This window comes from Bradyrhizobium liaoningense, from assembly GCF_018130785.1.
Taxonomy (GTDB): Bacteria; Pseudomonadota; Alphaproteobacteria; order Rhizobiales; family Xanthobacteraceae; genus Bradyrhizobium; species Bradyrhizobium liaoningense_A.
In genome coordinates this window covers 21,146-34,123 of sequence record NZ_JAFCJT010000019.1, presented here as the reverse complement: position 1 = coordinate 34,123, position 12,978 = coordinate 21,146, and the positions used below count along the sequence as shown (strand labels likewise).

13 protein-coding genes are annotated in these 12,978 nt (G+C 64.5%); 1 reads left to right on the top strand and 12 read right to left on the bottom strand.

All coding sequences use genetic code 11. The features are described 5' to 3' along the window. Nucleotides 1-145: 145 nt before the first annotated feature. The 11 genes from JQ627_RS28750 to soxX form a co-directional block, all read right to left on the bottom strand. The gene (locus JQ627_RS28750; RefSeq protein ID WP_212487749.1) at nt 146-1,864 is read right to left on the bottom strand and encodes an amidohydrolase family protein; all 1,719 of its coding nucleotides are present in this window, start codon (nt 1,862-1,864) and stop codon (nt 146-148) included. Nucleotides 1,865-2,085: 221 nt separating this feature from the next. Beyond that, on the bottom strand, nt 2,086-3,291 hold the full coding sequence (locus JQ627_RS28745; RefSeq protein WP_212487748.1) for an MFS transporter: 1,206 nt from the start codon (nt 3,289-3,291) through the stop codon (nt 2,086-2,088). A 280-nt stretch (nt 3,292-3,571) separates the two neighbouring features. Then, complete coding sequence (locus JQ627_RS28740; protein WP_212487747.1) at nt 3,572-3,739, bottom strand: hypothetical protein; 168 nt, start codon at nt 3,737-3,739, stop codon at nt 3,572-3,574. 81 nt (nt 3,740-3,820) lie between these two features. Next, nucleotides 3,821-4,858 (bottom strand): MBL fold metallo-hydrolase, encoded by a 1,038-nt coding sequence (locus JQ627_RS28735; protein ID WP_212487746.1) that lies wholly within the window; start codon nt 4,856-4,858, stop codon nt 3,821-3,823. Nucleotides 4,859-5,149: 291 nt separating this feature from the next. After that, nucleotides 5,150-5,608 carry a hypothetical protein gene (locus JQ627_RS28730; RefSeq protein ID WP_212487745.1) on the bottom strand — a complete coding sequence of 153 codons (459 nt, stop codon included), beginning with the start codon at nt 5,606-5,608 and terminating at the stop codon, nt 5,150-5,152. After that, nucleotides 5,605-7,356: a thiosulfohydrolase SoxB gene (soxB, locus tag JQ627_RS28725; protein ID WP_212487744.1), complete on the bottom strand. Its 1,752-nt coding sequence runs from the start codon at nt 7,354-7,356 to the stop codon at nt 5,605-5,607. Before soxB ends, JQ627_RS28730 begins: the two co-directional genes overlap by 4 nt. Before the next feature lie 136 nt (nt 7,357-7,492). Then, a complete protein-coding gene (locus JQ627_RS28720; RefSeq protein ID WP_212487742.1) occupies nt 7,493-7,798 on the bottom strand; it encodes a hypothetical protein in 306 nt (101 codons plus the stop codon). Beyond that, nucleotides 7,795-8,658 carry a sulfur oxidation c-type cytochrome SoxA gene (gene soxA, locus JQ627_RS28715; protein ID WP_212487740.1) on the bottom strand — a complete coding sequence of 288 codons (864 nt, stop codon included), beginning with the start codon at nt 8,656-8,658 and terminating at the stop codon, nt 7,795-7,797. The genes JQ627_RS28720 and soxA overlap by 4 nt, the downstream gene beginning before the upstream one ends. Then, on the bottom strand, nt 8,658-8,969 hold the full coding sequence (gene soxZ / locus JQ627_RS28710) for a thiosulfate oxidation carrier complex protein SoxZ (RefSeq protein WP_212487738.1): 312 nt from the start codon (nt 8,967-8,969) through the stop codon (nt 8,658-8,660). The genes soxA and soxZ overlap by 1 nt, the downstream gene beginning before the upstream one ends. A 10-nt stretch (nt 8,970-8,979) precedes the next feature. Further along, nucleotides 8,980-9,471 (bottom strand): thiosulfate oxidation carrier protein SoxY, encoded by a 492-nt coding sequence (gene soxY / locus JQ627_RS28705; protein WP_212487736.1) that lies wholly within the window; start codon nt 9,469-9,471, stop codon nt 8,980-8,982. A 25-nt stretch (nt 9,472-9,496) separates the two neighbouring features. Beyond that, entirely contained in the window at nt 9,497-9,853 is a 357-nt protein-coding gene (soxX, locus tag JQ627_RS28700) for a sulfur oxidation c-type cytochrome SoxX (protein ID WP_212487734.1), read from the bottom strand. Between the two features lie 250 nt (nt 9,854-10,103). Between soxX and JQ627_RS28695 the strand changes: the two genes are divergently transcribed. After that, nucleotides 10,104-10,775: a DUF938 domain-containing protein gene (locus tag JQ627_RS28695; protein ID WP_212487731.1), complete on the top strand. Its 672-nt coding sequence runs from the start codon at nt 10,104-10,106 to the stop codon at nt 10,773-10,775. 50 nt (nt 10,776-10,825) lie between these two features. On the opposite strand, the gene JQ627_RS28690 is transcribed toward JQ627_RS28695, so the two are convergent. Further along, on the bottom strand, nt 10,826-12,892 hold the full coding sequence (locus JQ627_RS28690) for a prolyl oligopeptidase family protein (protein WP_212487729.1): 2,067 nt from the start codon (nt 12,890-12,892) through the stop codon (nt 10,826-10,828). Nucleotides 12,893-12,978 lie beyond the last annotated feature (86 nt).

Sequence of the window (12,978 nt, the reverse complement as noted above, 5' to 3'; positions counted from 1 at the left end):
CATGTAGCGAAGCGGAATGCGTAGCGGGGTGGGGTGACGGTCCCTCCGCGACGAACAGTGCCCGAGTGGAGAGATCACCCCACCCCGCTCGCGCTGCGCGCGATCGACCCTCCCCCTCCAGGGGAGGGTAAGCGGCCACGCCGCGCTAGCTCGCCATCCCCTGCGCGCCGCGAATCAACTTCCCCGGCCGGCGTCCCGTGGCCTCACCGTGCCGCCGCGTCACCACGCCCGAGACGATCGTCGCCTCGTAGCCGTCGACATCCTGCAACAGCCGCCGCCCGCCGACGGGCAGATCGTAATGCACCTTCGGCGGATGCAGATGCAGCCGGTCGTAGTCGATCACATTGACATCAGCCTTGTAGCCGGGCGCAACGAGCCCGCGATCGGTGAGGCCGACCGAGAGCGCGGTCTTGCGCGACTGCGCCGCGACCACGAACGGGATCGAGAGCTTCTCGCCGCGTTTGCGATCACGGGTCCAGTGCGTCAGCAGATAGGTCGGGAAGCTCGCGTCGCAGATGATGCCGCAATGCGCGCCGCCGTCGGAGAGGCCGGGCACCGATTGCGGATCGATCAGCATCTCGCGCGTCGCGTCGAGATTGCCGTCGGCATAGTTGAGGAAGGGCACGTAGAGCATGCCGCGGCCTTCGTCGGAGAGCATCGCCTCGTAAGCGAGCTCTTCCGGCTGCCGGCCCTGCTTGCGCGCCTGCGGGCCCAGCGCGTTCTCCGGCGGCTGCTCGTAGTCAGGGGGATCGCCGAGCAAGAACATCTTGTCGTAGTTGGGCCGGAAGAACAGCGGATCGTCGGTCGCGGTCGCCGTCTCGCTCAAAATGGCCTTGCGCACGTCCGGCTGATGCAGCCGTGCGAGACGTTCCTTCAGCGGCAGATGCGCGATTGCCTTGTAGCTCGGATGGGTCTGGAACGGGTTGCGTGACAGCTCGAGACCGAGCAGCAGGCCGACCGGGCGCGCCGCGATCTGCGCGGTGATGGAGAGGCCGCGCCTGGCGGCCGCATTGATCTCGTCCAGCGTCTGGCGCCAGCGGTTTGGCGCCTTGTCGTTCTGCGTGATCGAGAACGAGATCGGGCACTTGGTGGCATCCGCGACCCGCAGCATCATCGGCAGGTCTTCGTGAATGGTTGAAAGGTCCAGCACGAATTGCAGCACGCTGCGGCCCTGGCTGTGCATGGCGCCGGCAATCGCGGTGAGCTCGTCCTCGCCGGCCTTCAGCGTCGGCGTGAAGTCGCCGGTCGAGGTGCGGTGGTTGAGCGTACGTGAGGTCGAGAAACCGAGTGCTCCCGAACGCACCGCTTCGCCCGCGAGCTTCGCCATTGCGGCGTTGTCCTCCGCCGTCGAGGGATCGCGGCGCGCGCCGCGCTCGCCCATGACATAGACGCGCAGCGCGGCGTGCGGCAGCTGCGCGCCGACATCGATATCGAAGTCGCGCTTGCCGAGCCAGTTCATGTAATCCGGAAAGCTCTCCCAGGCCCAGGGAATGCCGGCGCTCAGCACCGGCTCGGGAATGTCCTCGACGCCTTCCATCAGCTGGATCAGGCGGGTGTGGTCGGCGGGCTTGCACGGCGCAAAGCCGACGCCGCAATTGCCCATGATCGCGGTGGTGACGCCGTTCTGCGACGATGGCGTGATGTCCTGGCTCCAGGTGACCTGGCCGTCATAATGGGTGTGAACGTCGACGAAGCCGGGCGTGACGAGCTTGCCACGCGCGTCGATCTCTTCGTTGCCCTTGGCGGAGACCTTGCCGACCTCGGTGATCTTGCCGGCGGTGATGGCGACGTCAGCCTCGAACAATTCGCCGCCGTTGCCGTCCGCGACAGTGCCGCCGCGGATCACGAGATCAGGGGTGCTCATGGTGTTTCTTCCCGTTTTGTTTGGTTTGTTGTGCGCATCTCTCGCGGCCGTCGTCCCGGACAAGCGAAGCGCAGATCCGGGACCCCCGCGCGAGCGCTTGCGCTCGTCGCGATACCACAGGGAGGTGTTTGGCGAAGACTCGGAGTTATCAGTCTCGCGCCGCATTCCTCCCTGTGGTTATGGGTCCCTGCTTTCGCAGGGACGACAGTTGAGTTTGTAGCTTAAGCCTTGGCAGGCTTCCGCTCGGTGAACGGCGACAGCACCACGGTTGCGAGCATGAAGATCACGGACGCCCCGAACACCCAGTGCGGCGCGCTCTGGTCCATGATCCAGCCGAACAGCAGCGGGCTGACGATGCCGCCGAGATTGAAGCCGGTGGAGACGATGCCGAAGGCGCGGCCGGCGGCGCCGGGAGGCGCGGCGTTGCGCACCAGCATGTCCCGCGAGGGCGCGATCACGCCGGAGAGGAAGCCCGCGCTCGCCATCGTGACGGTCAAAGCCCAGCCCGGCAGCGTCACCAGCGCGATCAGAAGCACGATCAGCGCATTTGCGGCAAAGCAGGCGGCGGCGACATAGCCGTGGCGCTCTGTGTAATCGGCGAGGAAGCCGCCGGCGAGCACGCCGACGGCGCTGGAGCCGAGAAATGCCGTCAGCGCGACATTGGCAACGGAGTAGGACGAGCCGTAGCCGCTCATCAGCGCCACCACGCCGAAATTATTGATGCCGGCAACCGACAGGCTGAGCAGCGTGAACAGAACGGTGAGCGTGATCAGCGCCGGCGTGATGACGGCCTGCTTCGGCGTATCCGCGGCGCCGGGCTTCTTCTTGTATGCGCCGGCATCGGGAATGTTCATCACGACCAGCAGTGCCGCGACCAGCACGCCGATCGCACCCGAAGCGATGATCGCGCCTGTCCCGCCGGAGACGGTGATCAGTGCGGCAACAATCGCCGGTGCCAGCGCGCCGCCGAGATAGCCGGCGAAGGTGTGGATCGAGAAGGCACGTCCCATCCGCGCCTCATCCATGTGTTCGGCGAGGATCGCGTAGTCGGCGGGGTGATAGACGCTGTTGGCGAGCCCGAGCAGCACCGCGCAGGCAATCAGCGAGGTATAGCTGAGGTGCACGCCGAGCAGGATCAGCGCGAAGCCGCCGAGCGTGAGCCCGCCCAGCAGGATTTTGCGTGCGCCAAAATGGTCGACGAGATAGCCGGTCGGCGCCTGCGTCAGGCCGGATACGACCGCCGATACGGTGAGTGCGAAGCCGAGCTCGATATAGCCGACGCCGAGCTGGCTCTTCAGGAACGGAAACAGCATCGGCAGGACCAGCAGATGAAAATGGCTGACCCAATGCGCGATCGAAATCCCGGTCAGCGTGCGCAGCGCGCTGTCCGCCTTGCCTTGTTGCGGTGCGGCGAGAACGTCGACCATTGCAGTTCCGTTTCACGTCCTTAAGGGAGACGTGCAAACTATCGGGGAGAGCCGTTATTTGTCCATGAACGCGGGCGCATGGCAGGTAGCGCGGACGCATCCCCCTGTCGTCCCTGCGAACGCAGCGACCCATACCGCGGAATCTATCGATCGTGATTGGTCGCAGTACCGAACGACGATTCCCCGCCAAACTACTGCCTGGGATTATGGGTCCCTGCTTTCGCAGGGACGACAGCGGAGAGTGTGGCGCGAGGGTCGGGTCAAAACCAGCAGCGATCCCTCACAACGGCTCGTCATCATTGCCGTATCGGTCGCGTTTCGGCGTCGCGATGTCGCCGTCGTCGCAATCGTCGTCGTCGAGCGGAGGCGGGGGCTTCTTCGCCCTGTCGTCCGCTTGCTGGTTATCAGCGACTTTGGGCGGCTTGCCCGGTTTGCCAATCTTGGCCATGGGTGATCCCGGATGGTGATGCCTCACCCGCTTCTACCCCGAAAATATGTGCGGTTCCTGACTTACCGCAAGAAGGGGGCGTCAGTGCACCACCGGCCCGCCCGCCTTCTTCCAGGCATCGATGCCGCCGGCGATGTGGGCGGTGTTGGAAAGGCCGGCTTCCTTGGCGGCGGCGACAGCCATCGCCGAGCGTTCGCCGAAGGCGCAGAAGAACACGACGCGGCGGCCCGTGGCGGCCGCGACCTCGCGCAGCATGCCGCCGGGCTTGAGACTGTCTTCAACGGACGGATAGGGCGTATGCAGCGCGCCTTCGAGCATGCCGTGCTTCGTCCGCTCATTGGTCTCGCGCAGATCGACCAGCAGGATATCGGGACGGCCGAGGATGCGGATCGCCTCGACGGCGCTGACTGCGCGGCCCTCTTTCTCCAGCTCCTCCTGATGCAGGCCGACATGCATGTTGGCGGGCACCGCCACGTCCATCATCTTCGGATTGGGCAGCTTCAGGTTCGCCATCAGCTCGATATATTCGTCGACCGAGCGCACCTGGAGCCGCGGATTGTAGCGCTTCTCCTCGCCGATGGTGGAGACGGTATCGCCCTTGTAGTCATGCGCCGGGAAGACCATCGTCTCGTCCGGCAGCTTGAGCAGGCGGTTGAAGATCGAATCGTACTGCGCACGCGACGACCCGTTCTGGAAATCGGTGCGGCCGGTGCCGCGGATCAAGAGCGTATCCCCGGTGAAGACACGGTCGCCCATCAGGTACGAGTAGGAATCGTCGGTGTGGCCGGGCGTGTACATCACATCGAGCGACAGGCCCTCGATCGTCACCTTGTCGCCGTCGGCGACCCGCATCGCCACCACGTCGGCCTTGGTCTGGTCGCCCATCACGGTCATGCAATGGGTGCGGTCGCGCAGCTCGCCGAGCCCGGTGACGTGGTCGGCATGGAGATGGGTGTCGACCGCCTTGACCAGCTTGAGGTCGAGCTCGCGCAGCAGCTGGCAGTAGCGGTCGACCTTTTCCAGCACGGGATCGAGGATCAGCGCCTCGCCGCCGGGGCGGCTGGCGAGGACGTAGCTGTAGGTGCCCGAAACGCTGTCGAAGAGCTGGCGAAAGATCATGGCAAAACCCGGTGTGGAACTGGTTCCGAGGATTCTACTACGCCAGAGGCTGGAAAGAGAAGCAATTCACTGTGTGGAGAGTAGAATTTAGAAAATTCTTACTCTGCGTGATGGGGTGGGGGCGGTTTTGCCGCAGATCCTCGCCCCACCACCGCTGGATCGCCCGCGAAGGCGGGCGATCCAGTATTCCAGAGGCAGTGGTGGGATACGGAGGGGCCGCGGCGTATTGGATTCCCCGCTTTCGCGGGAATGACACCGAGGGTGTCGCGGCGTCGTGCCACGGCCGAAGGCTCAGGGCCGCACCACCGTGTACCCGTTCTCCGCCAGGAACAGGATCTGCCCGACCCCGACCTGCACCGGCGTCGCCGACGGGATGAACTCCGGCCGCTTCCCGGTCTCCCGCTCGATCGTGTCGACCGTGTTGAGGCAGATATCGAAGCGCACGCCCTGTGCGATCAGGCTTTCGACCTGCTTGCGGCGCTCGCTGCCTGATGACAGGAGATCAATGCCGGGGCCGAACGCCACCACCTCGATCGCGACCTTGTCGGGATCGTAGGCCTTCAGGAGATTGTTGGCGACGCTCAGCACCAGCGCGTGCTTCTTCACATCGCCGTCGGAGAGCTGAAGCACGATCCTGTGCTCGGCGAACGGCTTGTCCTGGAGCGGCACCTGCTGTGCCGAGGCCCATGGCGTGGCGACGAAGGCGAACGTCGCCAGCAGCATCGCGGATAAGATCTGCGACCGCATCATCCCTGTCCTGCAATGCCTGGATTGCCCTCGACGCCTTTCAGCGTGACGCCGGAGCCGAGCCGCTCCTGAAACATCCGGCCCGAGCGCAGATATTTGGCGACGACATCCCACACCGGCGCGCCCTGCTGGCCGTTGACCGAGGCCCAGCCCGCGACCTTGTAGCGGTGGCTCGCGGTGAGCGCCTTGCCGCCATTGAGCTTCAGCTCGGAGATGCGGCTGCCGATCGCACCCGTCGGCGTGCAGGTGTAGCTAAGCCCGCCGGCGCGCACCATGTCACCGCCTTGCTGGTAGTAGGGATCGGGGTTGAAGAGATTGTCGCAGATGTCTTCCAGCACCTCCTTGATCTGGGCGCCGGTCATCTCCTGCACATAGGTCTCGGGATAGGTGATCGCGGTTTCCGCGAGCACATCCTCCATGGTCAGCGGCTGGCCGGACAGTGCGGTGACGCCCCAGCGGAAGCCCGGCGACAGCGCGATCTCGGCGTCGAATTCGCTGCGCAGCGCGGTGCAGATCAGCTCGTCGACGGGACCGGCGAAATTGTCGCGGCGATACAGCAGGCGGTCTGGCGTTGCGATCTTCTCCGACCAGTCGGTCACATGCGGCGCGCGCACCCGGCCGATCAGTTCGGCCATGCCAGGGTCGGGCTTCAGCAACTCGGAATAGACCGGCAGCAGATGGTACCTGACATCGCCGACCTTGCCCTTGTCGAGCGCGAGATCGAGGACGCCGAGGAATTTTCCGTTGGAGCCGGCATTGGTGACGAGCGTCGTGCCACTGGCGTTCTTCACCGCGATGGGTTGCGGGATCGCATCATGGGTATGGCCGCCGAGGATGACGTCGATGCCGGTGACGCGGCTCGCGAGCTTGAGATCGACGTCCATGCCGTTGTGCGACAGCAGAATGACCGCATCGACCTTGTCGGTGCCGCGCAGGCCGTCGACATGCTTCTGGAGCTCTTCCTCGCGGATGCCAAAGGTCCAGTCCGGCGTGAAACGCTTGGGATGCGCGATCGGCACGTAGGGGAAAGCCTGGCCGACGATGGCGACGCGATGGCCGCCGAGCTCCTTGATCACGGAGGGCTTGAACACGCGCCCGCTCGCCTTGTCGAACGCGGGAGCGTCGTTGAACGCGGCTTCCTCGGTCAGGAAGACGTTCTGCGCCAGAAATTCGCCCTTGAAGCGCTCGAGATTGTCGCGCAGCGCCTGCTCGCCATAGGTGAATTCCCAATGCCCGGTCATCGCCTCGATGCCGAGCAGATTGGCAACCTCGACCATGTCGCGGCCCTGCATGATGTTGGCAAGACCCGTGCCCTGCCAGAGATCACCACCGTCGACGAGCACGGAGTGCTTTTCGCCGGCATCGCCGCGCAAGCGATCGATCAGTGTCTTCAGATAAGCGAAGCCGCCGAGCTTGCCGAAGCGGCCCGCGGACTTCTCGAATTCGAAACAGCTGAAGGCATAGGCATCGGCGCTGTCCGAGCGGATCCCGAACCGTTCGAGGAAGGCGCGGCCAACCAGATGCGGCGGCCGTCCTGCCATCTCGCCGATGCCGATATTGACGCTGGGCTCGCGGACATAGACCGGGTTGAGCTGCGCATGCGTGTCGGTGGTGTGCAGGATGCGCGCATTGCCGAACCGTTCGAGGTCGTAAATGCTCGCAGTGTCGGCGCCGCGCGCGAGCCGCGGCAGGCCAAGCGACACGGCAGCAGCGGCTGTGCTCTTCAGGAAATCGCGGCGGCGGATGGCCATCCCAAAAATCTCCGCGCCTATTCTCGGCAGTTCGACGGTTCCACAAGCATGATCCGGAAAAGTGTGCAGCGGTTTTCCGACAAGATCATGCTCAAACAATACTCCGGAGCGCGATCTTGTCGCGCTCCAGGCCAGTCTAGCGGATTTCCATCGCCTTCCAGGCTTCTTTTTCAGACGTTGCCTGGACAATCGAGGCCTTCGCCAGCGCCTCGGCCTCCTTCGCAGCGGCAACCGCGCGGTCGAAATCGCCTCCGTCGGCCGCCTTCCTGGCCGCGGCCAGCGCAGATACGGTCACGGTCCACTGGTTGCGCATGCCGGCTGCCTCCTTGGAAGCAGCTTCCGCAGCGGCATAGGCCGCCTTGTAGTCCGCCTCATTGGCCGCGCGCGCTGCTGGTGCGAGGCTCAGGGCAAGCACCATGGCGAGAGGAAGTGACAGCTTCATGGCCGCGCTCCCGGGCCGGAAATCGGCAGGCCGTTGGCGACGTAGGAGAGGAAATATTCGACATCGCGATATTCATCCGCCTGCGGCTCCAGCGGAACCGCGCGGGTCTGACTGTTGCAGGTGACGAAGCGGCGGCTGGTCGTGCCCATGCCGCTCCATTCGGAGCGGTAGATCGGCATCGCATTCAGGATGCCGAGCGCTGGCGCCAGGATCTCGGCGCGGATGCGCTCGCCCGGGCTCTGCACATGGCAGCTCGCGCAGGAGAAATTCATCTGGCCGCGGCGCGTGTAGAAATAGCGCTTGCCGTTTTCGAACGCCGCGAGCGCGCGGGGGTCATCGGGGATCTTGATGTCCATCGGCTTGCCGCGCGAGGTGAAGGCCATGTAGGCGGTGAGCGAGGCCATCTCGTCCTTGACGTAGGAATAGGGCGCCTCGCCATTGGCCTCGCGGCAGCGGTTGAGCGCGAGCTCCAGCGTGACGACCTTGCCTTCCTTCTCGTCGAAGTAAGGATAGTTCTGGCGGATGCCGATGCCGCCGTTCGGGAAGCAGTCGGCATAGGTTTTCCCGTTCTTGAACGGGGTCGCGAACATCTCCTTGCCGGCATCGAGCGCGAACTCGTAGGGCGGAAATTCCTCCTTCTCCTGCCACTGCCGCTTCATGTCCTCGTTCATGGAATAGGGACCGTTGACGAAGTCGTCGTGCTTCACGGTCGGAAACTTCTGGAAGAAGAAGTCCTGGAACGCTTTCGCATCGGCCGCGGGATCGACCTTGTCGGCCGCGATCACGCGCGGAGAGGTGAGGGCGAACGCGACCAGCGCGGCGCTCACCGAACCAAGCAGGAGAAAGAAGCGGGCCTTCATCAGGAAATCTTCGCGGTGGTCGTGTCCGACCCGCCCTTGTTGTCGGTCCAGGTGACCTTGAGATCGTCGCCCTTCTTGGCGCCCTTGAAGCTGAACTTCACATAGGGGTCCTTGGAGACCGCGGTGCCCCAATCGGCGACGAAGACGTTCTTGCCGTTACATTCGAACTTCAGCTGCTGGATGAAGTGCGCCGGGATCACCTCGCCCTTGGAGTCCTTGACCAGGCCGGTGTCCATGGGGTGCTGGATCAGCGTCTGCACTTCGGTGATGTCACCGTTGGCCGTGGCGCGTACGCGAATGCTGGATGCCATCTTTATTCTCCTAGCCGCCGCAGCCGCCGACGGTGACCTTCACTTCCTTGGTCGCGCTGTAGAGCTTGCCGTCGGCTTCCACGATCGCAGTCACGTTGGTGGTCTTCGCCATCTTCAGGCGGTTGGCGACAGCAGGGATGGTGCCATCAGGAATCCTGTAGGACGCTGCGAGCGCGCTCGGGTTCTCGGCCACGAAGAACGAGATCGAGGTGACCTTGTCGAGCGTCGTCGTCACCGAGATCGGCACGACGCCGCCGTTCTCGGCGATCTCGGGAGCGTCGAGCTTGACCTTGTCGGACGGCTCGGCGGTCTTGCCATACAGCGCCTTGATCGCGTCCGCCTCGCTCTTCTGCTTGAATGCTTCTTCCGGATATTTGTCGTTCGCCGCCGCGAGTGCGGACGTGGCGCCGAACGGCAGGTTGCCGAGGCCGAGCAGCGCGACGCCGGCTGCGCCCTGAAGGATCAGGCGACGCGTCGCGAGTGGGCCGCTGGTCGTGGTCATCGGAGGTCTCCTGGCGTGCCTGAAGTCACAGGGTCTGGAGGAAATCAACGATCGCGCTGATCTCCTGCTCGGTCAAAATCCGGTTCCGGCCGAACGGCGGCATCATGGTCTGCGGATTGCGCTTGGTCTCGTCGAAGATGATCGCGACCAGCTCGTTGCGATCAGGGTATTTTGACTTGATGTCCTTCAGCTCCGGTCCGATCGTTCCCGGCAGGTCGCCGCCCTTGATGACGTGGCAGGTCAGGCAGTTGCCCTTGCCGCGGTCGAAGGCGAGCTTCTGGCCGTCGGCCACGGCGGATTGCGCCCGTACGGGGCCTGCGGCAAGGCCGGCGGCGATGGCCAGCAGGAGGTAAAGGACGGGCGTCCGTGGAAAGGCGGTCAAGGCGTCGTTCCGAGGCGTTATGTCGATGATCTCGTTCGCGGAAATATAGTGTTCCAAAGCACAAAGGGCATCGGCTGACAATCAAGACTATGCGCGCGGCAAAATGGAGTTAATATCTTCCGCATTGCAACTAAGGAGACTGCTTGTTCGGCGGATTCGGGCCAGGAGCGCTGTGGCCGGCTGTTTTCAGGGCGTTTGGGCGCCCATCGTGTCTTTTTTTCCCGTTCTCGTTTTTTCAAGGGGACCTCAATTGGCTGAATATGTCGTCGAATTTGGCAGGGACGGCGGACGGGTCGAGCCGGATGGGCGGCTCGATGCGCCGGCATTTCATCGCAATCACGAGCCGCTCTGGACCGCGCTGGAAAAGCATCTCACAGGCCTGACCGGCGACGTGGTCGAGCTCGGCAGCGGAACCGGCCAGCACGTGGTCCATTTCGCGCAGCACACGCCCGGCCTGGTCTGGTGGCCGAGCGACCTCAACCAGCGCCACCTCAAGAGCATCGAGGCCTGGCGCGTCCATTCGGGCCTGCAAAACATCCGCTCGCCCTTGCGGATTGATCTCACCGACCCCGACTGGTGTCCAGAGATGCGAAGCGGGCAGGGCCCGACGAGTCTCGCCGCCCTGTTCTGCGCCAACGTCATCCACATCGCGCCGTGGAGCGTGGCCGAGGGCCTGTTCGCCGGTGCTGGCCGTTATCTCCGCGCCGACGGCAAGCTGTTCCTCTACGGCCCGTTCAAGCGCGACGGCAAGCACACCGCTCTCAGCAATGCCGTGTTCGACACCTCCTTGCGCGAAGGCAATCCCGAATGGGGCGTGCGTGATATCAGCGACGTCGAGACGCTCGCACGCGGCGCGGGTCTTCGCCTCGTCGATACGATCGACATGCCCGCGAATAATCTGACGCTGGTGTTTGCGCGTTAGGAGTTCGTCAGGCCCGGCCATGACGATGCGGAAGCGGCAGCGCCCGAACGCTAGCCTTCGTCCCGCCAGCCGATCCTCTCCTTCAAGAACCGGAAGCCGAGCACCTCGAAGCCGGCGCGCTCCTTGTTGTCCTTGCCGTAGCCGTGGCCGCCGGCTTCCGGCTCGTAGAGCCACGCTTCGTAGCCCATCGCCTGGAGCTTTGCGGCCATCTTTCGCGCGTGACCGGGATGAACGCGGTCGTCGCGCCGTGTCGTGGCGATCAGGATCGGCGGATAGGGCTGGCCGGCCTTGACGTTGTGATAGGCCGAGTAGGTCTTCAGCCAGTCCCACTCTTCGGGCTTGTCAGGGTCGCCATATTCCGCGATCCAGCTCGCGCCCGCGAGCAGTTTTGTGTAGCGGCGCATGTCGATCAGCGGGATGGTGCAGAACAGCGCGCCGAAGCGCTCGGGGTAGCGGACCAGCATGTTGGTGATCAGGATGCCGCCGTTCGACCCGCCCTGGGCCGCGATCCGCCTTGGCTTCGTCACGCCGCGTCGCACGAGATCGGCAGCAACGGCCGCGAAATCGTCGTGCGAGAGCTTCTTGCCGGCGAGGCGGCCGGCGTCGTGCCAGCGGGTGCCGAACTCGCCGCCGCCGCGCAAATTCGCCTGCACGGTGGTGCCGCCGCGCTCGAGCCACAGCTTGCCGAGCGAGGGGTTGTAGTACGGCTTCACCGAATGGGCGAAGCCGCCATAGGCGCTCATATAGACCGGCGCATCGCCGGTCTCCCCGGTGGGACCGGTCTGCACATAGGGAATGCGCTCGCCGTCGATCGAGATCGCCTCGTGCTGTGTGACCACGAGGCCGTCGGCGGTGAACGTCTTCGGCGCCTGCTTCAGCACGGTCGGGCTTGCGACGCCGCGTTCGATCAACAGCAGCGAGGGCGGCGTCAGCGGATCCTGGACATTGGCGAGCAGATCGCCATTGCTCTCCGAAGGATGACGGTCGAGCGGCCAGACGTCGACGACGCCGATCTGCGGCAGGCCTGGAAGCGTCTCGCGGCTCCAGCCTGCGGCGGACGGCGTGCGAATCTCGAACTGCGGCTTGAGCTCGTCGAGGATCGAGAGAAGCAGCTTGCCCGCCACCCAGAACAGACCTTGCAGCGCGCGCCGCGGCGATGGCTCGAACAGAACTGCGAAATCGCGATTGCCTGCGAGGAAGGCTGACAGCGACGTGCCAAGCACGGTGTCGGTGACATAGGTCCGCCCCTGAACCGTCCAGTCCTTGCGCAGCTTGATCGCGAACCAGTCGCCATGGGCCTGCATCCAGATGCCGGTCGGCAGATCGAGCTTCGTCAACGCGCCGGCGGCATCGCGCAGCCAGATGGCATGATTGAAGAAGTCGATCTGGTCGACGATCCAGACCCGCGGCGCCGGTCCGGTGTCGTCGGCCATGCCTGACATCGCCATGTGATCGGCGGTGGTCTCGAGGACCACCTGCGCTTGATCGACGGGCTGGCCGCGCCGCCATACGCGAACGGTCCGCGAATATCCGGAAGCAGTCGCCATGCCCTCGCCATGGGCGCTCGACAGCAGCAGCGTGTCGGCATCGAGCCAGTCAGCACCGCCCTTTGCCTCCGGCAGCGCAAAGCCGCCCGCCACAAAACTCTTCGTGGCGAGGTCGAATTCCCGCAACGTCACGGCGTCACTGCCCCCGCGCGACAGGCTCAGGATCGCTCGCGAGCTTCCCGGCATCGTGGCGATCCCGCTCAGCAGCCAGTCTTCGCCTTCTTTTGCCGCAAGCTGGTCGATATCCAGCATGACCTCCCACGCAGGACTCGCTTTGCGAAACTCCGCCAGCGTGGTCCGCCGCCACAGGCCGCGCGGATTGGTGGCGTCCTTCCAGAGATTATGCAGGTCGGTGCCGCGCCGGCTGACATAGGGAATGTTGTCGGGACGATCGTAGATCGACGCGAGGATGTCGCGGTCGCGCTCGAAGGCTTTTCCGCCAAACGCGCTGAGCGTGAGCTGATTCTGCCGCGCCACGAAATCGAGCGCCTGCTTGCCTTCGATCTCCTCGAGCCAGAGCCAGGGATCGTCGTCGGGAGCGCTGAGCGTAGGCCTGTCGTCGACGGACATGAACGAAACTCCCTGGGATCGCGGCGGATAGGATTTGATCGAGCGCAAGCCGTCAAGAGCGCGGCTCGCTATGATCCCTCCGATTG

Bases quoted from the DNA above. Each gene is read 5' to 3' on its own strand.
- JQ627_RS28740 (WP_212487747.1), bottom strand. From the start codon at position 3,739: ATGGCCAAGATTGGCAAACCGGGCAAGCCGCCCAAAGTCGCTGATAAC.
- soxY (WP_212487736.1), bottom strand. From the start codon at position 9,471: ATGACCACGACCAGCGGCCCACTCGCGACGCGTCGCCTGATCCTTCAG.
- JQ627_RS28750 (WP_212487749.1), bottom strand. From the start codon at position 1,864: ATGAGCACCCCTGATCTCGTGATCCGCGGCGGCACTGTCGCGGACGGC.
- JQ627_RS28745 (WP_212487748.1), bottom strand. From the start codon at position 3,291: ATGGTCGACGTTCTCGCCGCACCGCAACAAGGCAAGGCGGACAGCGCG.
- soxB (WP_212487744.1), bottom strand. From the start codon at position 7,356: ATGGCCATCCGCCGCCGCGATTTCCTGAAGAGCACAGCCGCTGCTGCC.
- soxA (WP_212487740.1), bottom strand. From the start codon at position 8,658: ATGAAGGCCCGCTTCTTTCTCCTGCTTGGTTCGGTGAGCGCCGCGCTG.
- JQ627_RS28690 (WP_212487729.1), bottom strand. From the start codon at position 12,892: ATGTCCGTCGACGACAGGCCTACGCTCAGCGCTCCCGACGACGATCCC.
- soxZ (WP_212487738.1), bottom strand. From the start codon at position 8,969: ATGGCATCCAGCATTCGCGTACGCGCCACGGCCAACGGTGACATCACC.
- JQ627_RS28720 (WP_212487742.1), bottom strand. From the start codon at position 7,798: ATGAAGCTGTCACTTCCTCTCGCCATGGTGCTTGCCCTGAGCCTCGCA.
- JQ627_RS28735 (WP_212487746.1), bottom strand. From the start codon at position 4,858: ATGATCTTTCGCCAGCTCTTCGACAGCGTTTCGGGCACCTACAGCTAC.
- JQ627_RS28730 (WP_212487745.1), bottom strand. From the start codon at position 5,608: ATGATGCGGTCGCAGATCTTATCCGCGATGCTGCTGGCGACGTTCGCC.